Source organism: Glycocaulis albus, assembly GCF_014639075.1.
Lineage (GTDB): Bacteria > Pseudomonadota > Alphaproteobacteria > Caulobacterales > Maricaulaceae > Glycocaulis > Glycocaulis albus.
This window is the reverse complement of sequence record NZ_BMFS01000011.1, coordinates 51,384-74,233: the sequence shown is the minus strand read 5'-3', so window position 1 is coordinate 74,233 and position 22,850 is coordinate 51,384. Positions and strand designations below refer to the sequence as shown.

Here is a 22,850-nt window from a genome sequence, read left to right as displayed (position 1 = left end):
ATCATGGCACTCGATTATCAGACCAGCCAGGAATTCGTGACGGTGCGCATTGCAGGACAGCTCTGCGGCGCGCCGGTCAATGAAATCCGCGAGGTGTTTGCCCCGCAGGCGATCACCCCGGTGCCACTGGCCCGGCCGGAGATTGCCGGCCTTCTCAATCTGCGCGGACGCATCGTGACCGTGATTGATGCGCGTATCCGCCTCGGACTGCCCGCACGCGAGGCCGATGCGCCGTGCATGTCGCTGGGGCTGGAGCGCGGGGCGGAACTGTTTGGCGTGCTGGTGGACGAGGTCGGCGAGGTGCTGCGCCTCGGACAGGATACGTTCGAGCCGGTGCCTGCGCATCTGGACCCGCGCTGGCGGGCCCTGCTGTGCGGCGTTCATCGTCTGGAAACCGAATTGCTGGCCATACTGGACGTGGACAGGCTGATCGCCGCCGACATGGCGATGGCGGCCTGACGGGCGAAAGGCAAAAGGGCAATGAAAACCTGTCTGGTAGTCGATGATAGCCGGGTGATCCGCAAGGTGGCCCGGAAAATCGTGGAAGATCTCGGCTTTGCCTGCGAAGAGGCACAGGACGGAAAAATGGCGCTCGACCAGTGCCGCAAATCCATGCCGGACGCGATACTGCTCGACTGGAACATGCCGGTGATGAACGGGATCGATTTCCTCGTCACGCTGCGCGCCGAACAGAATGGCAAGCGCCCGGTCGTCGTGTTCTGCACGACCGAAAATGACATGTCGCATATCACACAAGCCCTTCGGGCAGGTGCGGACGAGTACGTGATGAAGCCGTTTGATGGCGACATTATCGGCTCGAAATTCGCCGAAGCCGGGCTGGTGTGAGCCGGTCATCGTGATGAACACTGCCGCCAATCTTCCCCCCGGAGCCAGCCCTGGCACCCTGCCGCGCGTGATGGTGGTGGACGATTCTGCGGTGGTGCGCGGACTGGTGGCGCGCTGGGTCGAGGCCGATCCGCGCCTGGCGCTGGCGGCGACCTGTTCCGATGGCGAGCAGGGCGTGAAACGCGCGGGCGAGCTTCAGCCCGATCTGGTGGTTCTCGATATCGAGATGCCCCGCATGGACGGGCTCACCGCCCTGCCGCTGATCCTCAAGGCGGCACCCAAGGCGCGCGTCATCATGGCCTCTACCCTGACCCAGAAGGGCGCGCAGGTGACCTTGCAGGCGCTCTCGCTGGGGGCAGCAGATTTTGCGCCCAAGCCGGATACCAGCCGTATGGGCGGGGCGGAAAGCTACCGCGTCGAACTGCTGGACAAGCTCGCCGTACTGGCGCCGCGCTACGCCCCCCATCGTCCGGTTGGGGCCGCAGTGCCATCACCCGCAGCAAAGCCGGCGGACGCCGGTGCCGCTCCGGCGGCATCAGGGCGTGAACTGCCGGCGCGCGTGGACCTTCTGGCCATCGGTTCGTCCACGGGCGGACCGCAGGCCCTGCGCCAGGTGATCCAGAATATCCCGTCATCGATCCGCATGCCGGTCGTCATCGCCCAGCACATGCCCAAGGTGTTCACTGCGATTCTGGCCGAGCATCTGTCGCGCGAAGGACTGCCCGCGCACGAAGCCAGTGACGGGGAAGCGCTCAAACCCGGCCATGTCTATGTGGCGCCGGGTGATTATCACATGACGATCGAGGGTACGCCCGGCCAGTTCCGGGCGCGGCTGGACCAGAACCCGCCGATCAATTTCTGCCGCCCGTCGGTAGACCCGCTGTTTGAAAGCTGCGCGCGGGCCGCGGGCAAGCACCTTCTGGCGCTGGTACTCACGGGCATGGGGTCTGACGGGCGCAATGGCGCGCGTCATGTGCGCGAGGCAGGCGGTGGTGTGATTGTGCAGGACCAGGCTTCCAGCGTGGTCTGGGGCATGCCTGGCGCCGTCGCGGAAGCCGGTCTGGCAGACCTTGTCCTGCCGCTGAACCAGATCGGACCGGACCTCGCCCGCCGGCTTACAGGAGCGCGATAATGCTGAGCGAAACCAAATACAAATTCCTCGCTGCCGAGGTGAAGAAGCGCTCCGGTCTCGTGCTGGGCCCGGAGAAGGGCTATCTGATCGAGAGCCGCCTGGCGCCGCTGGCGCGTGCCGAGGGGCTGGCCGGTCCAGAGGCGGTAGTCGACGCCATGATGCGCGGCGACCAGCGCCTGTGCGCCGCTGCATCCGAGGCACTGGCGACCCACGAAACCTTCTTCTTCCGGGACAAGACTCCGTTTGACCTGTTCAGCGAGGTGATGGCACCGGCCCTGCGCCAGGCGCGCGGCGGGCGCGCCTTCAAGATCTGGTGTGCCGCGGCCTCTACGGGTCAGGAACCCTATTCGCTGGCCATGCTGATCCGGGAGATGAGCGGGATGAGTGCTTCCATCCTCGCCACCGACATGTGCGCGCATGTAATGGAGAAGGCCAAGGCCGGGCTCTACAGCCAGTTCGAGGTGCAGCGCGGCCTTGCTATCCAGCGTCTCGTTCAGCACTTCGACCAGAGCGGTGATAGCTGGCGGGTGAAGCCCGAACTGCGCGAGATGATCCGGTTTGAAACCGGCAATCTGCTGGAGGATTTCTCCCGCTACGGCCAGCTCGACATCATTTTCTGCCGCAATGTGCTGATCTATTTCGATGTCGAGGCGAAGGCAAAGATACTCGACCGGCTGGCCGCCCAGTTGGCGCCGGACGGCTATCTGGTGCTGGGTGCGGCAGAAACGGTTGTCGGACTGACTGACAGCCTGAAACCCGTTCCGGGCCAGCGCGGGCTTTATGTGCGCAACCAGACAGCCGCGCAGGGCGCACCTGCCGCTGCGCGGGCCGTGGCCTGAGAAGCGCCTACCCGTTCACCGGCGTGCGGACGACTTCATAGCGCTCCAGCTCGCGCAATGGCAGCGCCCAGCCGGGTGCGAGCTCAAGCGCTTGCTGGAAATCCGCATAGGCTTCCGAATAGCGTTCGCGCGCATCCAGGCTGAGGGCGCGATTGAAATAGGCCTTGTGCGCTTCGCGGACATTGAGCTCCAGCGAGCGGGTGAAGTCTGCCTCGGCGGCTGCATATTCACGCTGGCCAAGGCGCGCAATGCCGCGATTGAGCCAGGCCTCTCCCAAGCCTGGCAGTATCCTGATGGCCCGGTCATACGCCGCCAGCGCCTCGTCAGTGCGGCCCGCCTGCATCAGCAATATGCCCATATTCACTTCCGTCGCCGCCCGGTCACGCTGTGACATCATGCGCTCGGAGAGCGCCGCTTCGCACCGGGCAAGACCCGTTGCCGCGCCGCTAGCGCCGCCCAGCGCTGCTTCGTAGCAGCCGCGTGCCTGGCTGGTGCCAATAATGACCGTGGATTGTGCGGCTGCGCTGGCCGGCACCATGATGGTGAGCGCTGCAAGACTGATCAGAAAACGCATCTCTCTACCTCCTGTTACGAAGGGGCGAGCGCTTTATTGTGTCAGCCGTCCGGGGGCAGGTGAGGGGATGCAAAGCCCCCGTCCGGGGCTGCCCTGTAACACGGGCATCATAGCACGGACGCCGGGTCTGGTTAACTGCGTTAACGGGGGTGCCGGGAGGACGGGCCCGGCGCAACGAAAAACCCCGGCGCGAGGGCCGGGGTTTTTTTGTGTTCCCGATGGAGGCGCGTGATTACGCCGCGCCTTTTTCCTCGACCGGATCGCGCAGCACATAGCCGCGGCCCCAGACGGTCTCGATCGGCGCCTTGGAACCGGTGGCCGCTTCGAGCTTCTTGCGCAGCTTGCAGATGAAGACGTCGATAATCTTCAGTTCCGGCTCGTCCATGCCGCCATAAAGGTGGTTGAGGAACATTTCCTTGGTGAGCGTCGTCCCCTTGCGCAGGGAGAGCAGCTCGAGCATCTGGTACTCCTTGCCGGTCAGGTGAACCCGCTGGGAGTTCACTTCCACCGTCTTGGCGTCCAGGTTCACGGCGATGTCGCCGGTGCGGATGATCGACTGGCTGTGACCCTTGGAGCGGCGCACAATGGCGTGGATGCGCGCAATCAGCTCTTCCTTGTGGAAGGGCTTGGTCATGTAGTCGTCCGCGCCTGAGCCCAGGCCGCGCACCTTGTTATCGATATCGGCATTGCCCGACAGGATGAGGATGGGCGTATCCACCTTGGCAAGGCGCAAGGTCTTGAGGACGTCAAAACCCGGCATGTCCGGCAGGTTCAGGTCCAGAAGGATGATGTCGTAGTCGTAGAGCTTGCCGAGATCGACACCCTCTTCGCCCAGATCGGCCGTGTACATATTGAAGCCGTCGGACTTCAGCATCAGTTCGATGCCCTGCGCTGTCGCGCGATCATCCTCGATGAGCAGTACCCGCATCGGTCCCTCTCCGCAGCCGCTCGCGCGAATCACCTGATCCGGCGCGTCGTCCCCATGGTTAACGTGCTTCGCAGAATGACGCGACAATTCCTACAGGAAAGTTAACGACTGTTTGACTCGATGCCTGGAATCGAGTCCTGCCAGCAACACCCCTGGTTAACACACTGATAAAACACGCTGCGGCCTGGCGGGGCGGGCTCGATCTTTGCTGCAATCGGCTGTGGAGAAAGTATGAGCAAGGCGTTGCAGGGTCGTTTACGCGGTTGAAACCGCGCTCGCGTTAAATGCTTGCGTGACCGGCAGCAGAAGCCGCCGGGTCTCCAGAGGAGCGGGAAGCGCGGTGCAGGGCCTTATCGATCGCATCGAGACCATCGAGACGCGCACCTTCAAGGGGCGCGTGAAGGCGATCAATGGCCTGCTGATTGAGGCTGAAGGTCCGCGCGCGGGCCTGACGCTGGGCGCCAGCGCCTATGTCGGGACGGGCGAGAACCCGCAGCGCTGCGAGGTAGTCGGCTTCCGGGGCGATACAGCCCTGATGATGGCCCATGGCGATCTGTCGGGCATTCGCGCCGGGGCTCCCGCCCGCATCGATCCGGAAGGCATGGTGATCCGCCCGCATGGCGCGTGGCTTGGACGGGTCATCAATGCGTTCGGCGAGCCGCGCGATGGCAAGGGTCCGATGGCGGAAGGAAATCGCGCCTACCCCGTAAAGGGTTCCCCGCCTTGCGCTCATCAGCGTGATGCGCTGGGGCCGCGCCTCGATCTGGGCGTGCGTGCGCTCAATACCTTCACCCCGATGCGTACCGGCCAGCGTCTTGGCGTGTTCGCCGGATCCGGTGTCGGCAAGTCTGTGCTGATGAGCATGATCACGCGCGGCACCAGCGCGGACGTAATCGTGATCGGGCTGATCGGCGAGCGGGGCCGTGAGGCGCGCGAGTTTGTCGACGAGGTCCTGGGGGAGGAAGGCCGCGCCCGCGCGGTCGTGATCACCGAGACCTCCGATGCGCCCGCCCTGTCGCGCCGGCAAGCCGCCTATATGACCCTCACTGTCGCGGAGTACTTCCGCGATCAGGGCCTGAACGTGCTGTGCCTGATGGACTCAGTTACGCGCTTTGCGCTCGCCCAGCGCGAAATCGGCCTTGCCGCCGGTGAGCCGCCGACCACGCGCGGTTATACGCCATCGGTCTTTGCCGAACTGCCGCGCCTTCTGGAGCGGGCAGGTCCCGGCGAGAACGGGCGCGGGTCGATCACCGCGCTGTTCACCGTGCTGGTCGATGGCGACGATCATAATGAACCGATCGCCGACGCGGTGCGCGGCATTCTGGACGGCCACGTCGTGATGACGCGCGCGATTGCAGAGCGCGGCCGCTTCCCGGCCATCGACGTTCTCAAATCCATCTCGCGCACCGCGCCGGAAGTCTATGGCCCCGGCGAGGCGGCGATTGTTGTCGAGGCGCGGCGCATTTTGAGCGCCTATGCCGACATGGAAGAGCTTATCCGGCTCGGGGCGTATGCCGCCGGGTCCAATACAGAGGTCGACCGCGCGATTGCGCTCAACGGCCCGCTGGAAGCGTTCCTCGGACAGGGAAAAGACGACACCTCTTCGATCGAAGAGAGTTTCGCGGCCCTGTCGGAGATTGTGGTGGATGGAAAGGAGTAGATCATGAGCACACGGTCTCATGCCCCGCTGATCCGGCTGGCCCGGTTCAAGGTGGAAGAGCTGCAAAAGCAGATGGCTGACATTGACCGCGCCCGCGCGGCGATTGCCGAACAGATCGAACGGCTGGAGGCCAGCGTACCTGGCGAACAGGCCGCGGCATCCGAGAGCCGGGAAGGCTATCTGGCCTATGGTTCCTATGCGCGCTCGGTAATCCAGCGCAAGGAAAACCTGCGCGCCTCGGAACGCGAGGTGGAGCTTCAGGCCGGCGAGCTGCGCGAGCGGCTGGAGACGGCATTCGGCGAGCTGAAGAAGTACGAGCTTCTCGAGGAGCGCCGCGTGGCGCGCATCGAGGACGCGGTACGCGCCGCCGAACAGGCCGAGATGGACGAGATCGCCGGACGCATGCGCCGGGCTGCGCACTAGTTTTAGTGATGCTCCGGGGCCTCCGCCCCGTCGCTCCTCGCATTAGCTCGGGCGCGCTTTCGCGCTTTCGGTGCTGCGCGCCAAGAGGGCAAAGCCCGTCCGCGCTCGTGCGCGGAACATCGCAACGCGGATGCGTTGCGGAGATAGAAAGCCGCGCGCGTTCGCCCTTTTCGGCGCTGCGCGCCCGGGTATTGCTCCAACCTCTCCACCGCGGTCCCGGTCCCCGAGCCGGGACCCATGGAACGCTTCGAGAGCTGAAAACATGGATCCCGGGTCAAGCCCGGGAACCCGGTTGTGCTGCGTTTTACCGATCCAGATTGCTTGCCACTGGAAGCGTGTACCTCTCCACCTCAGGTCCCCGTCCCCGAGCGGGGACCCATTTTCGCTATTTGTCCCTTACCCTTCGTCATTCCGGCGAAAGCCGGAATCCAGTTTTTTTGAGAGGCTGGGTTCCAGATAAGCGCTTCGCGCTTTCTGGAATGACGAGTTGAGGAGAAGTCAGGTAGCCACTGTCCAACCACACGAAAAACCCCCGCACCCTCTGGACAGGTGCGGGGGTCTTGTACCGGCTGGTCCCTCAACCGGCCGTCTTGGTTTGCGCAGCCCATCCGGGCTGCGATGTTCCGCGAAAAGTCGCGGGCGCGCGTTCGCGCTTTTCGGCACTGCGCGCCGGAAACCCAACCCTCTGCGTTTCCGCCATCCCCGCGTTTCCCCGACGAAAGTCGGGGTCCAGAAGGGCTGGGCACCGGCTTGCGCCGGTGAAACGCAAACTGAAGCATTCAGTCACTTCCGGGGCCAAGACCTGGGTAGCGGAGGGAATCGCGCTTACCAACCCCCGGTCCAGCTGAGATCGATGCGGAAGGTGCGGCCGGCTTCGGAGACGCCCGCAAACACGCGTTCGTAGTTTTCGTCGAACACATTCTCCACGCCCGCATTGATACGCACGGCGCGGTTTTCGAAGGGCTGCCAGCTGCCGAACACGTCGAGCACCGCAAAGCCGTCGCGCTCATTGCCCGCTGTGGTGTTGTCGAAATCACCGGCAAAGCTGAGGCGCGCGCCGATGTCTGCGCGATCAAAGCTCCAGACGCCGCGCACATAGCCCTGCACGGGTTGTAAAGATCCCAGCGGCGCGCCGGTGGAGCGGTCCTCGCCATCAACCTCGTAGACAGAGCCCGACAGGGTGAGCGGCCCGTTCTGGTAGAGAGCGGCGATCTCGAACCCGGTCAGTTCGGCATTGGCCACATTGCTGGAGAAGGAGGTACCCGCCGAGCAGGGCGCGAAGAAGGGCGGGGCAAAGCATGTGGGCGAGAAGGCGAAATCCACCGCGAGATTGATGAGGTCATCAGCGCGGGTGCGGAACCAGGCGCCCTTCACCTCCAGCCGGTCTGCAGATCTGAACAGGCCGGTATGGGTATAGCCTGCACCGACCTCGATGGTTTCGCTGGTTTCGGGGCGCAGGGCAGGGTTGGGGATGAACTCGTTGGTGATGAAGTTCGGCGCGCCAAGGACGGGGTGCGGCAGGGAGAAGTGCGTGCCGTCCAGGTAAAGCTCGTTCAGCGAGGGCGCGCGGAAGGCTTCTGACCAGCTGGCGAAGATGCGCACCGGCTCCACCGGCGCCCAGGTGGCACCGAAGCGGGCGGATACGGCCTCGTCCTCATTGGCGCCGCCAATATCGCTATCGCTCTCGAACCTGTCCCAGCGCACACCCGGCAGCAGGATCACGCGGCCCAGGGCACCGGCGGAAAACTCGGTCTCACCTTGCACGTAGGCGCCGTAGAAGGTCGTGGTGCCGTTTGGCACACCGCCGCGCGTGCCTGCGGGCACGTCGCTGTCTGTGCCGGTCTGCTCATCCTCATACCACTCACCGCCGAAGGTCAGCGCGACTGGCAGCGTGCCCAGCTGGAACTCGGAGCGATTCTCGGCGCGCAAGCCATTCGTGGTCAGATCGCGCGTGATGAAGCGGCCGGTCAGCGGATCGCGCTCATCCACACCGCCCTCGGTGCGGTAGAGTGTCATCTCCAGTCCGATGAGGGACTGGCCTTCGGGCGCAAAGCGCAGGCCCGCCCGGTAGGTATCGGCGCTGACATCTTTCTCCATCAGCGGGTTGCCGCCCGCCACGACTTGCGCGCCCTGACCATTGTTGGGCTCGCGCGCCTCATTGCGGAAGGAGAGCACGCCGCCCGACAGGGTGAGGCCGGGGCTGACACGCCATTCGCCATTGGCGAGCAGTGAGATCACCTCATCGTCTGCGGGCAGGTCATTGCCGGAGCCCAGCGCGATATCGCCAGAGGAGCGCGCCGACAGAGCGACGAGGCCGGAGACCACATCATTGCGTCCGAATGCGGCGGCCGAACCGCGCGTTTCCTCATTGCCGGAGCGGTAGCCGATGGACGCGCGTGCGCCGCGCGTCTCGCCAGCCTGCAGGAAGGTATCGGCATTGGCGGTTTCAAACGCGATCACACCCCCCGATGCACCCGAACCATAAAGCGCAGAGGCTGCGCCGCGCACGGTCTCCACGCGGCCCAGAAGGCCCGGATCTATGAAGAGGACGCCGTCATGGGCGGAGGAGAAATTCTGCCGCGCGCCATCGACCAGAAGAGCGATATTCTCCCGGCCAAATCCGCGAAGCGACAGAGTTTGACCCGTCCGGCGCGGCCCGCCTGCAACCTCAAGCCCGGGCGTATCGCGCAGAAGGTCGTTCAGGTCTGAAGGGCGCTGCGATTCCAGCCATTCCATATCAATCACCGAGGCCATGCCCGGATAATCGAAATTGGGCAGACGGGTGCGCGTGGCGGTGACGATGATCGTCTCGCTCGCCTCATTGACCTGCGCCGTGTCGGCATCGTTGGCGAGCGCCGTGGCAGGCAGCAGGGCCAGAGCGGCGGCGCTGGCCAGCAGGCCAGCGCGGACAGAGGTGGAAAGGGTGTGAACCGGGGAGGACATCGTGCAGCTTCCTTCTTGCGAATAAGTCTCAATTGCGGCATGTATGTCGGTGACGATTTCAGAATGCAAGTCAGAATCGTTTGCAAAACTGCAATTGACGGAGTAGGCCATGCGCAAGGGACTGAACTACGCGTTCTTGAGGCAGGCAGAGATCGCTGCAGCCCTTGCAGGGCTGGGCTACGCAACAGATGGAGATGTGACGGTGAAACGAGTCGTAACAGGGCTGACGGGCAGTTTTCTGGCGCTGGCGATGCTGGCAGGGCCGGCCGCCGCGCTCGGTGGGGCGGTAGCTGAAAGCGTGCAGACGCAAGACCAGGCGGGCGTGCCGGCCGAGGCCGACCGTCAGGCCATTCTGGCGATGCAGGGCGAATACGCCGTCACCTTCGCCTTCAATGAATATCTGCCGATTGCCGAAGGCTATGAGCTGCGCCCGTCTACCGAGACACCGGCGCGCGAAGTGGTGATCGTGATCGCCGACGAGCCGGGCTTCATCTCGCTGCAACACCTCCTGCTGGTGGGCGACCGTGAAGACCCGACGGTCATCAAGCACTGGCGTCAGGACTGGCAGTATGAGCCGGAACGCCTGATGGCCTATCGCGGCTTCAATACATGGGAGATGGAAGATGTGAGCGCGGAAGACTCGCAAGGGAGCTGGTCGCAGACCGTTTATCAGGTGGACGATTCCCCGCGCTATGCCGGTCTCGCCCGCTGGGAACATGGGCCAGGCGCGTCCACCTGGACGCCGGCTGTCTCCTGGCGTCCGCTGCCGCGCCGCGATGCCACTACGCGCGATGATTATGATACGATCGCAGCCGTGAACCGCCACACCATCACCGCCTGGGGCTGGACCCATGAGCAGGACAATTCAAAGCTGGCCTTACGCGATGGTGAGCCCCGCGAGCTGGTGCGCGAGCACGGCATCAACACCTATCGCCGCACCGAGCTGACCGGCGTTGAGAACGCCCACCGCTACTGGGCCGCCACGGCAGACTATTGGGCCGAGGTCCGCGCCGCGTGGGACGAGATCATGCTGGCCGATGTCTTCACCGCCGAAGACGACGCCGAAGGCACGCTGCTCTATGGCCCGGTCCTCTCCGAAGGGCAGGCCGTGTTCATGGGCGCGCGTGAAACCGAAGAAGCCTTTGCCAATGCCGCTGCGGTCATCGAGACGCGGGTGACGGCGAACGGACAACCGGCCGATATCCTCCCCTGAAGGGATTCTCCCTTTACATCGGACGGTTAGATGCTGCGGCGCGCGTTTGCCCTGACGCGCGCCGCAGTTTTTTCGGCGAGGGCGGTCAGACCCTGCACGGTATGAATATGGACCCCGGCTCGGGGGCCGGGGCCCCGGATTGTGTTGCCGGTATCGATAGCCTTGCCAGTTTGACACTGACCTCTCCGCCGGGGTCCCGGGCTTGACCCGGGATCCATGGCCCGGACGGAGGAAACCGCGCCCCCTACTTCCCCCCATAGCGTTTCTTCACCCAGAACAGGGCGGCGATGACGGCGAGATAGAGGAAGGGGCGGGCCATGGCGCTGATCGCGCCTGCGTCGAGGCGCGTCATGGCGAGTTCCATGGCGAAATTGACCGGCACGCCATCGGCGGCGCCCAGCTCCAATAGGTAGCGTGCCACGCAGTCTACCGCGAAGGCGAACAGCGCGGCAGCCGAAAGCTGGCTCCAGCGGCGCATGACAAGCGCGGCCACGATAGAGACCAGCGTTAACAGGATCAGCGTTGCAGGTGTGAACCCGGCGATCAGCCGGGTGGCAAATTCTTCGATCATGGTTCCCCCCAAGCTTATCGCCCGGCCCCCACCGGAAAGCTCAAGCGTAAGCGCTCTCGGCCCCCGCAGCAAGAAGCCCGGCAATGGCCTCGATGTCGCGCATGGCGGGCGTGCCGGGGGCGAGGGTTTTCAGCGCTGTCTGCGCGCGGATAGCCTTGGGCACATTGCTGTCCCGGCGGATGATCCCGGCGAGCGGTGGGCGGAAACCGAGGAAGCTCTCGCACGTGCGCGCAAACGAGGCATAGGCCATGTCCGCGCTCGCCTTGTCGGGCGCGTTGTTGATGATGATGAACGGGGCGGCCCCTTCATCCCTCAGGCGCAGGAGCTTCACAAACGCATAGGCATCGGTCAGCGAGGTCGGCTCGTCGGACATGACCAGCACCACATCATCGGCCGCCGCGGCAAGGCGGATCGTGGCGCGGTCGGCGCCTGCGGCCAGATCGATCAGCGTGCGGTCATAGGTCATGGAGGCGGCGGCAATTCCGGCGGCGAGGCGCGCCGCGCCTGTACTGTCGAGCCCCGCCAAAGCGGCTGAGCCGGAGCGCCCGGCAATAACGTCAAACCCGCCGGTCATGTCCGCCCCGCCCGAAACGCACGAGACGGCCTCGGCGAGTGATATCTGGCCGGACATGACGCCGGAGAGATCCCCGCGCGGGTCCAGCCCCAGCTGCACATCGATATTGGCCATGCCCAGATCACCATCAACCAGCAGCGTGCGTTCCTCGCGCGCGGCAAAGGCGCTGGCGAGCGCGCCTGCCACCACGGTCTTCCCGACCCCGCCCTTGCCGGAGGCTATGGCCAGAAGCGAGCCGGCTTTGCGCGGCTGGTCATCGGCGGTGGTGCTGAAATACTGCTTCATGGTGCGGCCTCCTCAGGCCCGTCTTCGCCAGAATCGTCATGCGGGTCTTCAAGCAGGGCGCGCGCCAGCCGCAAGGGCGTCGCGGGGGCCAGGCCCGACCCGATAAAGGGCGAGGCGGCGATATGGGCGTAGGAAAGCCCCGCCTCTCCGGCGGCCAGCAGCGCGCCCATGCGTCTTGCGATGTCCAGCCGGGTGAAGATCACCCTTGCGGCGCCGATGGAGCTGAACAGCGCGGCGGCATCCTCGGCGTCGGCGGGTATCTGTCCGGCCTCCATCACGGCGATGATCTCGGCATCGGCGGTGGCGGCGAGGTAAGTGAGGCTTTCCAGCGCTTCCAGTTCGAACGGGTTCACCCCGCCGGTATCAATGAAGACCGGGCGGCCATTGGCGCCGTCCAGCACCAGATCCAGCTCGCGTGCGCCGGGCGCGGCCTCGAATTCAAGCTGCAGCGCCTTTGCATAGGTCTGCATCTGGGCGGCTGCGCCTGCGCGCTGATCGCAGGAGACCAGAAGCGGGGTCACGCCTTGCGAGACGGCACGCGCGGCAAGGCGCGCCATGACGGAGGACTTGCCAGCCCCCGGCGCACCGGCAAAGAGGATGGGCCTTGCCGGCATGATCTCGACCGGATGCACCGCGTAGCGCGCGTCCAGCGCATGGGCGAGGGTGGCGGTCGGCTCGGCATCTTCCAGGCTGATCGCCGCGTCCATGATGGCTTCGGCGGCGCTGTCCGGCACGTCATGCCAGGCGAGCGCGCGGGCGATACGGGTGATGCCGTCTGCATTGTCACCGCGCCCGCGCGTGCGTTCGGCCTCGCGGCGCCTGGCGGCGAGCTTTGGCGAGTCCTTGGAGGGCTGCACCGCGCCTTCCTCGGCGGCCGCGCGCACGCTCACCCCGCCATCGGCGCGTTCCTGCGTGGCGACGATGATGGCGTCCGGCCCCAGCTCGCGGCGCACCTGTGCCATGGCCTCGCTGATCGACGCGGCGGTGAAGGTGCGAAGGCGCATGGCTTAAACCTTCCCTAGACTGCGCCGACGGTTTTCAGCCGCGCGCTGGGGTGGATCTCGTTCTGGCTCATTACCACTGTAGACGGGCGGAAGCGCTCGGTCAGCGAGCGCACATAGGGGCGGATGGCAGGGCTGGTCAGCAATACCGGCACATCGCCCGATGCGCCCGCCCGGTCGAAGGCATCGCGCACGGCGGCGACAAACTCGCGCAGGCGTGTCGGGGCAAGGGCGAGCTGGCGGCGTTCGCCGTCCCCGATCATGGCTTCGGCAAAGGCCTGCTCCCATTGCGGTGAGAGGCTCAGGACGGGAAGCGCGCCATCGGGTCCGCGATTGGCAAAGCAGAGCTGGCGGGCAAGGCGCGTGCGCACATGCTCGGTGATGGCATCGAGGTTCTGCGTCGCGCCGGAGGCTTCCGCGATGCCCTCGATAATCCCTGCAAGATCACGGATCGAGACGCGCTCTTTGAGCAGGTTCTGCAGCACGCGCTGAATGCCTGCGCGGGTGATCTGGCCGGGCGTGATGTCGTCGACCAGCTTTTTATGCTCCTTGGACAGGCCGTCGATCAGCTTTTCCACTTCGGAGTAGGAGAGCAGGTCGGCCAGATGCTCGCGCAAGAGTTCGGTCAGGTGCGTGACGAGCACCGCGGCCGGATCGACGATTGTGTAGCCGCGGAAAGTGGCCTCCTCGCGCGCGCCTTCCTCTATCCAGGTGGCCGGCAGACCGAAGGCGGGTTCCTTCACATGGGTGCCGGGCATGGAGACCTGCTGGCCGGACGGGTCCATGACGAGGAGATGGCGCATTTTCAGCTGGCCTGCGCCCGCCTCCATCTCCTTGATGCGGATCACATAGTCTTCTGCCGTCAGCTGCATGTTGTCGATGATGCGCACGCTGGGCAGGATGAAGCCGGTATCCTGCGCCAGATTGCGGCGCAGCGCCTTGATCTGATCGGTCAGGCGCCGCCCTTCGACATCATTGATGAGCGGCAGGAGCGCATAGCCGAGCTCGATCTTCAGCTCGTCAATGTGCAGCGAATCCTCAATCGGCGCTTCGGTCTGCTGCTTTGCCGCGGCAGCTTCGGTTTCGATACTGGCGGCCTCGCGCTCGGCGGTCTGCACCTTTCGCCGGTTCATGATGAAGGCTGTACCGCCCGCCGCTGCTGCCAGTACCGCGAACGGGAAAAGCGGCATGCCCGGCAGAAGGCCAATGGAGATCGCCGCAGCCGAGACCACCGCCATGCCGGTCGGGTTGGCGGCGAGCTGGCCGAACACGGCCTTGTCTGCCTCGCCATCAACGCCCGCCTTGGAGACCAGAAGACCGGCGGCCAGTGACACGATCAGGGCGGGAATCTGCGAGACCAGCCCGTCGCCGATTGTCAGCGTGGAATAGGTGGAGGCCGCATCGCCAAACGCCATGTTGGACTGGGCCACGCCAATGATCATCCCGCCGATCAGATTGATCGAGGTGATGAGGATGCCCGCCACGGCGTCGCCGCGCACGAACTTTGAGGCACCGTCCATGGCGCCGAAGAAGTTGGACTTGTCTTCCAGCTCCTTGCGGCGCGTGCGCGCCTCGTCCTCGGTGATGAGACCCGCCGACAGGTCGGCATCAATCGCCATCTGCTTGCCGGGCATGGCATCAAGGGTGAAGCGGGCGGCCACTTCCGCGATACGGCCCGAACCCTTGGTGATGACGACGAAGTTCACGATCACCAGAATGATGAAAACGATGATGCCGATGACGAAATTGCCCTGCATCACGAAGGCGCCGAAGGCCTGGATGATGTCGCCTGCTGCGGCTGTGCCCTCATGGCCTTCCGACAGGATGAGGCGGGTGGAGGCGACGTTAAGCCCCAGCCGCAGCATGGTCGCGATCAGCAAAATTGCCGGGAAGGCGGTAAATTCCAGCGGCGTGCGGATGAACAGCGCCGTCATCAGGATCAGCACCGAAAAGCAGATCGAGATCGCCAGCGAAATGTCCAGCAGTGCGCGCGGCATGGGCAGGATGAGCATGACCAGGATCGCCAGCACGCCCACCGCCATGGCGACATCACCACGCGCCAGCCTCTGACCGAGCTTCTGCCAGTCAAGGCCGGGTGCGGAACCGGATGCGGGTGTGTCAGCCAAGGGCGTTTCAGTCCTTCAATTCAGTCGTCTTCCCGGCGCAAGCCGGGATCCAGAAAACAGGCTGGGCCCCGGCTTTCGCCGGGGAAACTCAGCCCTTGGTCCTACGCTGCCCCGGCGCGGCTCTCGCCGGGTCCGGGGACGTGAATGCCCTGATCGGTATAGAGTTTCAGCTTGTTGCGAAGTGTGCGGATCGAGATGCCGAGAATGTTCGCGGCATGGGTGCGGTTGCCAAAGCAGTGGTCCAGCGTGTCCAGGATCAGATCCTGTTCGACCTCGGCCACGGTGCGGCCGACCATGTGGTGGGCGGCATCGGCCGCCTCGGCAGCCTGACGGGCAACTCCGCCACCACCGCTCTGGAAGGCCGAACCGTCCGGCGCGCGGATGGCGTCAGGCCCGATCTCGGTACCCGATGCCAGCAACACGGCCCGGTGCATGGCGTTCTCCAGCTCGCGCACATTGCCTGCCCAGCTGCGGGTCGTGATCTGCAGCTTGGCGGCTTCATTGAGCGCCCGGTGAGGCAGGCCGTTCGCAGCGGCATATTTCTTCAGGAAGTGTTCGGCGAGCGCCAGGGCGTCCTCGGGCCGTTCACGCAAGGGCGGAATGGCCAGGTTCACCACATTGAGGCGGAAGAGCAGGTCTTCGCGGAAAACGCCCTCGCGTACGGCCTTTTGCAGATCGCGGTTGGAGGTGGCGATAACGCGGATATTGACCTTTACAGGGCCGGAGCCGCCCACCCGGTCGATCTCGCGCTCCTGCAGGGCGCGCAAGAGCTTGGCCTGCAGACGGGCGTCCATCTCGGAGATTTCGTCCAGCAGGAGCGTACCGCCATCAGCCTCTTCAAACTTGCCGACCCGGCGGGCCACAGCGCCGGTGAACGCGCCCTTCTCGTGACCGAACAGTTCGGACTCCAGCAGGTTTTCCGGGATGGCGGCGCAGTTCACCGAGACGAAGGGCCTGGCCGCGCGCTTTGACTTGCGGTGGAGATAGCGTGCCATCACCTCCTTGCCGACGCCGCTTTCGCCAGTGATCAGCACGGAGGCATCGGAACCTGCGATGCGGTTGGCCAGCTCGACCACGGCCAGCATGGACTTGTCGCGCGCCACCATCGGGCGCTCATCATCGCTGACCGCTTCCAGCACGGCCGCCATCAGTTCCGGGTCGGCCGGCAGGGGGATGAATTCCTTGGCGCCAGCCCGTATCGCGCCGGCAGCAGTGTCGGGGCGGACATTCACGCCACACGCCACCACCGGAACGGTAATCCGCTCGGCCTCGTTGGCGGCGATAAAGGCGCCAATATCCAGGCTGACATCGACCATGACCAGATCGGCCCCGCGCCCGGCGCGCAAATAGGCGGTTGCCTGCGCTGGCGTGTCCACCTGGGAGACCTTGGCGCCGCGGTCCATCGCCATCTTGGTGGCGGTTCCTGATTGCCCTGCGAGCGAGCCGACTATGAGTACACGCATGGCTCAGATTCTCCTTGCAGCGGGGATGGGGATGGCGGAGGTCATGCGGAGTCCCCGTCCTTGATGATTTCGGTCATGGTCACGCCGAGCCGGTCGTCGACGACGACCACCTCGCCGCGTGCCACCAGGCGGTTATTGACGTAGATGTCGATGGCCTCGCCGACCTTGCGGTCCAGCTCCAGCACCGAGCCGGAGGTAAGTTTCAGAAGCGAGTTCACGTCGATATGGGTCTTGCCGAGAACGGCCGAGATATTGACCGGCACGTCATAGACCGGAGCCAGATCAACGGCCGTGCGCACGGCTTCATCGACCAGTGACTGGGCAGGCAGATCGGTGGAAGCGGAATCCTCCGGCCCGGCTGCGCCTTGCCCCCTGTTCAGGTCGGGCAGGTCGAGATCGGTTGAATCAGCCATGTTTGAGCTCCTTGAGCGTCTCGGCTTCGTCCAGTTCGTCGGGGGTGGCGGGGGTCTCGGCAGGCGTGGCCAGCCAGCGCTCCACCAGCTCGGCTATGCGTGTCTCGATGTCTGATGCGGTGCGTTCGATGGAGCCGGAGCGCCATTCCAGCACACAATCGCCAGTGGCCACCTCCTCGTCAGCGCGCACGATGACGGCGCCTTCAAGCCCCATATGGTCAGCTTCGGCGTGCAGCCGCTCGGCAATCGTGTCGGCAAGGGCCGGGGTGACACGCACCGCGATGCGCGGCTCGGCGCGCAGATCGTCCATGATGGAGCGGGCACATTCCAGAACCGTCTCCTCGCCATGGGCGGCGAGCGCAGCACCGGCGATCTGACGGGCGGCGGCGACGGCCAGACGCGCTGCATCCGCCCGCATCGCTTCTGACTCCGCTTCCATGCGGGTCAGGATGGCCTGTATCCGCCCGGTCAGGACTTTCAGCGCCTCTGCGGCGGCGCGGGCAGCCTCGGCATTGTCCGCTTTCAGCGCTTCCGCGGCGGCCGCATCGGCCTGCTCTTGCGCCTCGGACAGGGTGAGCATGCGTTTGATGCGCTGGCCATCGCGCAGCACCGTGCCGTCGGATGCGAAGACCCGGTCAAAGCTGAAAGGCGTGTGGCGCGTGGTCAAAGCGGTCATCCTAGTAGATCAGCTCGTCATCACCGCCGCCATCGGCGATGAGTATTTCGCCCTTGGCGGCGAGGTCCTTGGCGGTGTTGACCATGGCCTGCTGGGCCTGATCGACGTCTTTCAGGCGCACAGGCCCCATGGTCTGCATGTCCTCGCGCAGGATTTTTGCGGCGCGTTCGGACATGTTGGAGAAGAACAGATCGCGCAGCGTGTCCGAGGCGCCTTTCAGCGCCAGGCCCAGCTGGTCCTTGTTGACCGCGCGCAGCAGGGTCTGGATGCCTTGCGGGTCCAGCTTGCCCAGATCTTCGAACACGAACATGAGCGAGCGGATCTTTTCCGCACTGTCCCGGTTGCGTTCTTCGAGTGCCGCCAGGAAGCGGTTCTCGGTCTGGCGGTCGAAATTGTTGAAGATGTCAGCCATCATTTCGTGGCTGTCCTGCTTGGACGTGCGCGCCAGGTTGCTCATGAACTCGTTGCGCAGGGTCATCTCGATCTTGTCGAGAATTTCGCGCTGGACCGGCTCCATGCGCAGCATGCGCTGCACGACTTCCAGGGCAAAATCCTCCGGCAGGGCCGAGAGCACACGGGCGGCATGTTCAGAGCGCACCTTGGACAGGACCACAGCCACGGTCTGGGGGTATTCGTTCTTGAGATAGTTCGCCAGAACCATCTCGTTCACATTGCCCAGCTTGTCCCACATGGTGCGGCCGGCCGGGCCACGCAGTTCTTCCATGATGGCTTCGACGCGCTCTTCGGGCAGGAAGCTCATCAGAAGGCGCTGAGTGCGCTCCACCGAGCCGGAGATCGAGCCGGTGGTCGACATCGAGCCGACAAATTCGACGATCAGCTTTTCGACCGCCTGGGAGGACACGTTGCCCAGCGAGGCCATGGCCTGCGAGACAATGCGGATTTCCTCCTCATCCATCATCTCCCAGAGCGCAGCCTGTTCTTCGCCCAGCGCCATCAGGATAACGGCGGCCTTTTCTGGCCCCTCCAGGGCGGAAGGGTCGTCGATCAGTTTGCGTTTTACGGCTGGTGCAACCATCGTCTAGCTCTCGTGCATCCAGCTGCGCAGGATCGCCATCGACTCGTCGGGGTGTTTCTCGACGAGCGTGGAGACCTTCTTCACAGACGATTTTTTCACCTGGCCATCGATATGGGCGATATCGATGGTCTCTTCGGGTTCGCCGGAATCGGGCAGGGCGAACTGGCCATCACCGGAATGGGCGATGGCGGCCTGTTTCGGCTGGGAGGGCAGAGCCTGCGTGCCGCCGCCGGCACCAGCGCCGGCCAGTGCCGGGGCCGGGCCGCTAATCGCGCCCTTGATCAGCGGGCGGGCCACCATGAACACGATCAGAAGCGCGGTGATGAACAGAACCGCAATCTCGGCAATGCGCATGATATCGCCGCGGCTGAGCGAGAAGCCGGAGCTGGCCGGCGTACCGATATCGAGATCAGGACGCGAGAACCGCAGCTGCGCCACCTCGATCACGTCGCCGCGATCCTCGTTGAGACCGGCTGCCACGGCGGCAAGCTGGCGGATGCGGGCGATCTCTTCCTCGCTGCGCGGCGTGAAGACCGGCGAGCCGTCCTCGCCGCGCGTCATCACCTCGTCGACCACGACCGACACCGACAGGCGTTCAATGGCGCCAGCCTCGACAACACGTGTGCGTGTTGTTGACGAGTTCAGGAAGTTCTCCACGCGCGAATTGCGGCCGGTCTCGGCCATCACGGCGCCCTCGGCTTGCCCGGCTTCGCCGCCTTCGGGCAGGTTTTCGGCGACCGAGACCGCCCCGCTATTGCGTCCGGCGGGCTCGCGCGTGAATTCCTCGGTCATCTCGCGGCCAGAACGCACCTGGCCTTCAGGGTCATAGGTCTGGCTGCTCTCGGTGATACTCTCACGGCTGAGATCGGCGGTAACGACCACGCGGGCAGCGCCGGGACCGACAATGCCCTCCACGACATCGCGAACACGGTCGCGCAGTTCGGATTCCAGGCTGGAGCGGCGGCCCTCCAGTGCGGCGCTGGTCACCGAGCCGTCGTCAGACGGGCTGGCCAGCAGACGGCCCCGGTCATCGGCGATAGTGATGCGGTTTGCGCTGAGGCCGGGAACGGCGGTGGCGACGAGATCACGTATGGTGGCGATCTGCTCGGGCGTTATCTGGCCGCGCAGATTGACAATGACGGAGGCGGACGGCTCCTGCACCTGCTGGGAAAACAGGCGCCGCTCGGGCAGTACCAGGTGCACGCGGGCACCACTGACCACGCCGAGCGTATTGATGGTGCGGGCGAGCTCGCCTTCCAGCGCGCGCTTGGCGTTGATGTTCTGGACAAAGCTGGTCGTGCCGAGCGCGTCGGTCTCGTCGAAAATCTCGTAACCGACCGAGCCAAAACCGAGCGCGCCGCCTTGCGCGACGCGCAGGCGGGCCTCGTCCACACGCTGGCGGTCGACAAACACGGCGGTGCCGCCCTCGCGCAGGGTGTAAGGGATATTGGCCTGGCCGAGGCGTTCGCTGACGGCGGCGGCGTCCTGCGGCTGCAGGCCCGAATAGAGCAATGCCTCGCGGGAGCCATTCATGCTCATCGTGAAGATGACGAGCGCGGCTGCGGCGCCAATTGTCAGGCCGAGAATGGCCGTCAGGCGGCCGACACCAAACTTTGCCAGTTGTTCAAATAGCGCGTTCACGGGTGAAAAAGCCTTGCCCCTCTGGCCAGCGCGGCGATTTGCCGGACTGGTAGGCAAGTTTTTCCCACTGCCCGCGTAAACGAGTGTTTAACGAGAGTTACCAAATCCCAGCCCATGCCTGTGGAAAAGCGCCGCTATTGCCAGCAGGGGCGTTTTCAACGGGGGAAGGGAATATCCTTTGCGTTTCCCCGACGAAAGTCGGGGTCCAGATGGGCTGGGCACCGGCTTGCGCCGGTGAAACGCGTCAAACACCCGCACGCGACGGCCTGTGCCGCGCGGGCCGGGGCTGCGTTGCGGAGCTAATAAAAGCTGGGTTCCGGCTCTGCGCTTCGCTGCGGCCGGAATGACGTGGAAATATTGCGGAACCCGAAATGCAGCCGGGGTCTCCCGCACCGACGGGAGACCCAGCTTTTTTCTGTCCTCCCCCACGGATGTGGGGGAGGACAGGTATCTAGTGCCGGTAATCCTGGATGCGGGTCGTGCGAAGGCCGGCAAGGCCATGACGCTCGATCGCGCGCTGCCAGCCGAGGAATTCCTCGACGGTCAGGCGATAGCGTTCGCAGGCTTCATCCAGGCTGATCAGTCCGCCGCGGACGGCTGCGACAACCTCGGCCTTGCGGCGGATCACCCAGCGCTTGGTGTTGGCCGACGGCAGATCGGCCACCGTGAGCGGGCTGCCATCGGGCCCGATCACATAGTTTTCTTTCTTGATACGACGTTCCATCCAACCCGGTCCTTCCACCATAAAGGCGCTCTTGATGGCGCTCTTGATGGGACCGTTATAGCCGACACGTTTTAACGGCGGCCTAAACGCCTTGGTAAATCTTCTATAAATCAGCGGTTTAGAAATGATTCACCCCGGCTGGGGCGTTTTCCTGTCCTCCCCCACATCCGCTCGGCCGGTTCCGCGAAAAGTCGCGGGCGGGCGGTCGCCCTTTTCGGCGGCCTCTGGCCGCCGCAAGCCCGAACGGGCGTCCGAGCTCGTGCGAGGGGCGACGCGCGGATGCGCGGAGCACTAATGAAACAAGCGCCCCCGCGGAGCCGGTGTGCCGTCAGGCACACTCGGCGCGAGCGAGAAAAATTACCGCTTCATCTGGATCGCTTCAGCCATCATCTCGTCGGCTGTGGTAATGATCCGCGATGAAGCCGAATAGGCGCGCTGGGTAATGATCAGATTGGAGAACTCCGTCGCGATATCGACATTGGAGTTTTCCAGCGCCTTGGGGGCGATCTGGCCAGACGCGCCAGCGCCGGGGGTGTTCAGCGTGAAGGCGCCGGATTCCGGGGTGACGTAAAAGGCCGAACCGCCAGCAGTCGCCAGCCCGTTCGGGTTGGCCACGGTGGCAACCGGGATCTGGTAGATCTGGCGTACGACGCCATTGGTAAACCGCGCCGAGACAAAGCCCTGCGAGTCGACATCCACGCTGGAGAAAGCGCCGAAAATGGCACCGTTGACCCGCGTGGAGTTCAGGGTGGACGGGCTGTCATACTGGGTGATGCCGCCGGGTGTGCCGGCCGCGCCGAGATCGAGCTGGATCGACTGGGCGCCAATGCCGGTACCGGCCGCCCACTGGAAGTCATTGGCCCCGAGGGCGGCTGCGTTGTCCGATCCAAGGAAGTTCAGCGTGGAGGGAAGGGTGGTGTTGGCCACATCAATCTGGCCGTCCGTATTGAACGCAAGCACGCCGGCAGCGATCTGGCCGGAATTGAGGCCTGCGCCCGTCGTGATGTCGGTTGCCGGGTCGATGTGCAGTTCGGCGTTCCACGTATTGGCATTGGTGGATTTCAGAAGCGACAGCGTCACCGAGCGCACACCGCCCTGGCTGTCATAGATCTGGATGGTGCGCTGGAAGTCCGGCGTCACATTGCCCGAGGCCATGTTGTTGGCCGGATCAGTGGCGTCGTAGGTGGCGGCTGCGGGCGACACGTCCTGACTGGCCTGCAGGTTGGCGTTGATGCGCACCGAGGAGGTTGCCTCTGCCGCGCCGCCGATATTGGACAGGTTGATGGCTTCAAGCTGGTCCAGATTGGACGGGTTGGCATTGACCGTGCCGTCGGCCTGTACCGGCCAGCCATAGAGATACATGCCCGCGGCATTGCGCAGGAAACCGGCCGAGTCCGTCTCGAAATTGCCCGAGCGGGTGAACAGCACCGGATCAAAGCCGGTCGCGTTCTGGGAATTCGGCCGCACGACGAAGAAGCCATTGCCGTCAATCGCCAGCGAGGTGGACGAGCTGGCCGGGTTCAAGAGCCCGCTCGTCGACACGTCGAGCTTGGAGAGCGTCGAGGTGCCGCCGGCCGCATAGCGCACATCGCCTGCGCCGGAAGTGAGCGAGTAGTTAGGGAAGAAATTGGTGTTCACGCGCTTGTAGCCGACCGTGTTCACGTTCGCGATATTGTCCGAAATCCCCGCCAGCGCAGAGGAGTTGGAGATCAGGCCGGAGGCGCCGGCTGCCAGGGCTGAATTGAGGCTCATTGTCTTGCTCCTGCTTATTTTTCGTTTTCT

At 64.6% G+C, this 22,850-nt stretch carries 21 protein-coding genes; 7 read left to right on the top strand and 14 right to left on the bottom strand.

The annotated features are described in order from the left end of the window. Positions 1-3: 3 nt before the first annotated feature. The 4 genes from IEV75_RS11600 to IEV75_RS11585 all read left to right on the top strand — a co-directional run bounded on the left by IEV75_RS11600 (position 4) and on the right by IEV75_RS11585 (position 2,817). Complete coding sequence (locus tag IEV75_RS11600; RefSeq protein WP_188452734.1) at positions 4-459, top strand: chemotaxis protein CheW; 456 nt, start codon at positions 4-6, stop codon at positions 457-459. 21 nt (positions 460-480) lie between these two features. After that, positions 481-846: a response regulator gene (locus IEV75_RS11595; protein ID WP_188452733.1), complete on the top strand. Its 366-nt coding sequence runs from the start codon at positions 481-483 to the stop codon at positions 844-846. Between the two features lie 70 nt (positions 847-916). Continuing rightward, positions 917-1,978: a protein-glutamate methylesterase/protein-glutamine glutaminase gene (locus IEV75_RS11590; RefSeq protein ID WP_188452769.1), complete on the top strand. Its 1,062-nt coding sequence runs from the start codon at positions 917-919 to the stop codon at positions 1,976-1,978. Further along, positions 1,978-2,817, top strand: a complete 840-nt coding sequence (locus IEV75_RS11585; RefSeq protein ID WP_188452732.1) for a CheR family methyltransferase — start codon at positions 1,978-1,980, stop codon at positions 2,815-2,817. The genes IEV75_RS11590 and IEV75_RS11585 overlap by 1 nt, the downstream gene beginning before the upstream one ends. 7 nt (positions 2,818-2,824) lie before the next feature. On the opposite strand, the gene IEV75_RS11580 is transcribed toward IEV75_RS11585, so the two are convergent. Both IEV75_RS11580 and ctrA read right to left on the bottom strand, forming a co-directional pair. Next, on the bottom strand, positions 2,825-3,391 hold the full coding sequence (locus IEV75_RS11580) for a tetratricopeptide repeat protein (protein ID WP_188452731.1): 567 nt from the start codon (positions 3,389-3,391) through the stop codon (positions 2,825-2,827). Between the two features lie 232 nt (positions 3,392-3,623). After that, a complete protein-coding gene (gene ctrA, locus IEV75_RS11575; protein WP_127568283.1) occupies positions 3,624-4,319 on the bottom strand; it encodes a response regulator transcription factor CtrA in 696 nt (231 codons plus the stop codon). 340 nt (positions 4,320-4,659) lie between these two features. On the opposite strand from ctrA, the gene fliI reads away from it, so the two are divergent. Both fliI and IEV75_RS11565 read left to right on the top strand, forming a co-directional pair. After that, positions 4,660-5,979: a flagellar protein export ATPase FliI gene (gene fliI, locus IEV75_RS11570; RefSeq protein ID WP_188452730.1), complete on the top strand. Its 1,320-nt coding sequence runs from the start codon at positions 4,660-4,662 to the stop codon at positions 5,977-5,979. Between the two features lie 3 nt (positions 5,980-5,982). Further along, positions 5,983-6,402: a flagellar FliJ family protein gene (locus IEV75_RS11565; protein ID WP_188452729.1), complete on the top strand. Its 420-nt coding sequence runs from the start codon at positions 5,983-5,985 to the stop codon at positions 6,400-6,402. A gap of 825 nt (positions 6,403-7,227) precedes the next feature. Here IEV75_RS11565 and IEV75_RS11560 read toward each other — a convergent pair. Next, positions 7,228-9,345 (bottom strand): TonB-dependent receptor domain-containing protein, encoded by a 2,118-nt coding sequence (locus IEV75_RS11560; protein ID WP_233351847.1) that lies wholly within the window; start codon positions 9,343-9,345, stop codon positions 7,228-7,230. Positions 9,346-9,454: 109 nt separating this feature from the next. Between IEV75_RS11560 and IEV75_RS11555 the strand changes: the two genes are divergently transcribed. Next, complete coding sequence (locus tag IEV75_RS11555; protein WP_188452728.1) at positions 9,455-10,558, top strand: DUF6607 family protein; 1,104 nt, start codon at positions 9,455-9,457, stop codon at positions 10,556-10,558. A 244-nt stretch (positions 10,559-10,802) separates the two neighbouring features. On the opposite strand, the gene IEV75_RS11550 is transcribed toward IEV75_RS11555, so the two are convergent. The 11 genes from IEV75_RS11550 to IEV75_RS11500 all read right to left on the bottom strand — a co-directional run bounded on the left by IEV75_RS11550 (position 10,803) and on the right by IEV75_RS11500 (position 22,820). Then, positions 10,803-11,129 carry a hypothetical protein gene (locus IEV75_RS11550; RefSeq protein WP_188452727.1) on the bottom strand — a complete coding sequence of 109 codons (327 nt, stop codon included), beginning with the start codon at positions 11,127-11,129 and terminating at the stop codon, positions 10,803-10,805. Positions 11,130-11,169: 40 nt separating this feature from the next. Further along, the gene (locus IEV75_RS11545) at positions 11,170-11,988 is read right to left on the bottom strand and encodes a nucleotide-binding protein (protein WP_188452726.1); all 819 of its coding nucleotides are present in this window, start codon (positions 11,986-11,988) and stop codon (positions 11,170-11,172) included. Further along, entirely contained in the window at positions 11,985-12,992 is a 1,008-nt protein-coding gene (locus tag IEV75_RS11540) for a flagellar biosynthesis protein FlhF (RefSeq protein WP_188452725.1), read from the bottom strand. The genes IEV75_RS11545 and IEV75_RS11540 overlap by 4 nt, the downstream gene beginning before the upstream one ends. Before the next feature lie 14 nt (positions 12,993-13,006). Continuing rightward, positions 13,007-15,115, bottom strand: coding sequence for a flagellar biosynthesis protein FlhA (flhA, locus tag IEV75_RS11535; protein WP_188452724.1), 2,109 nt, complete (start codon positions 15,113-15,115; stop codon positions 13,007-13,009). 101 nt (positions 15,116-15,216) lie between these two features. Further along, positions 15,217-16,578 carry a sigma-54-dependent transcriptional regulator FlbD gene (flbD, locus tag IEV75_RS11530; protein WP_188452723.1) on the bottom strand — a complete coding sequence of 454 codons (1,362 nt, stop codon included), beginning with the start codon at positions 16,576-16,578 and terminating at the stop codon, positions 15,217-15,219. A 41-nt stretch (positions 16,579-16,619) separates the two neighbouring features. Then, positions 16,620-16,991: a flagellar motor switch protein FliN gene (fliN, locus tag IEV75_RS11525; protein WP_188452722.1), complete on the bottom strand. Its 372-nt coding sequence runs from the start codon at positions 16,989-16,991 to the stop codon at positions 16,620-16,622. Further along, a complete protein-coding gene (locus IEV75_RS11520) occupies positions 16,984-17,667 on the bottom strand; it encodes a FliH/SctL family protein (RefSeq protein ID WP_188452721.1) in 684 nt (227 codons plus the stop codon). The genes fliN and IEV75_RS11520 overlap by 8 nt, the downstream gene beginning before the upstream one ends. Before the next feature lies 1 nt (position 17,668). Beyond that, positions 17,669-18,703 carry a flagellar motor switch protein FliG gene (gene fliG, locus IEV75_RS11515; RefSeq protein WP_188452720.1) on the bottom strand — a complete coding sequence of 345 codons (1,035 nt, stop codon included), beginning with the start codon at positions 18,701-18,703 and terminating at the stop codon, positions 17,669-17,671. Positions 18,704-18,706: 3 nt separating this feature from the next. Next, entirely contained in the window at positions 18,707-20,344 is a 1,638-nt protein-coding gene (gene fliF, locus IEV75_RS11510; protein ID WP_188452719.1) for a flagellar basal-body MS-ring/collar protein FliF, read from the bottom strand. 451 nt (positions 20,345-20,795) lie between these two features. Continuing rightward, positions 20,796-21,068: a CtrA inhibitor SciP gene (sciP, locus tag IEV75_RS11505; RefSeq protein ID WP_127568256.1), complete on the bottom strand. Its 273-nt coding sequence runs from the start codon at positions 21,066-21,068 to the stop codon at positions 20,796-20,798. Positions 21,069-21,425: 357 nt separating this feature from the next. After that, positions 21,426-22,820 carry a flagellar hook protein FlgE gene (locus IEV75_RS11500; RefSeq protein ID WP_188452718.1) on the bottom strand — a complete coding sequence of 465 codons (1,395 nt, stop codon included), beginning with the start codon at positions 22,818-22,820 and terminating at the stop codon, positions 21,426-21,428. Positions 22,821-22,850 lie beyond the last annotated feature (30 nt).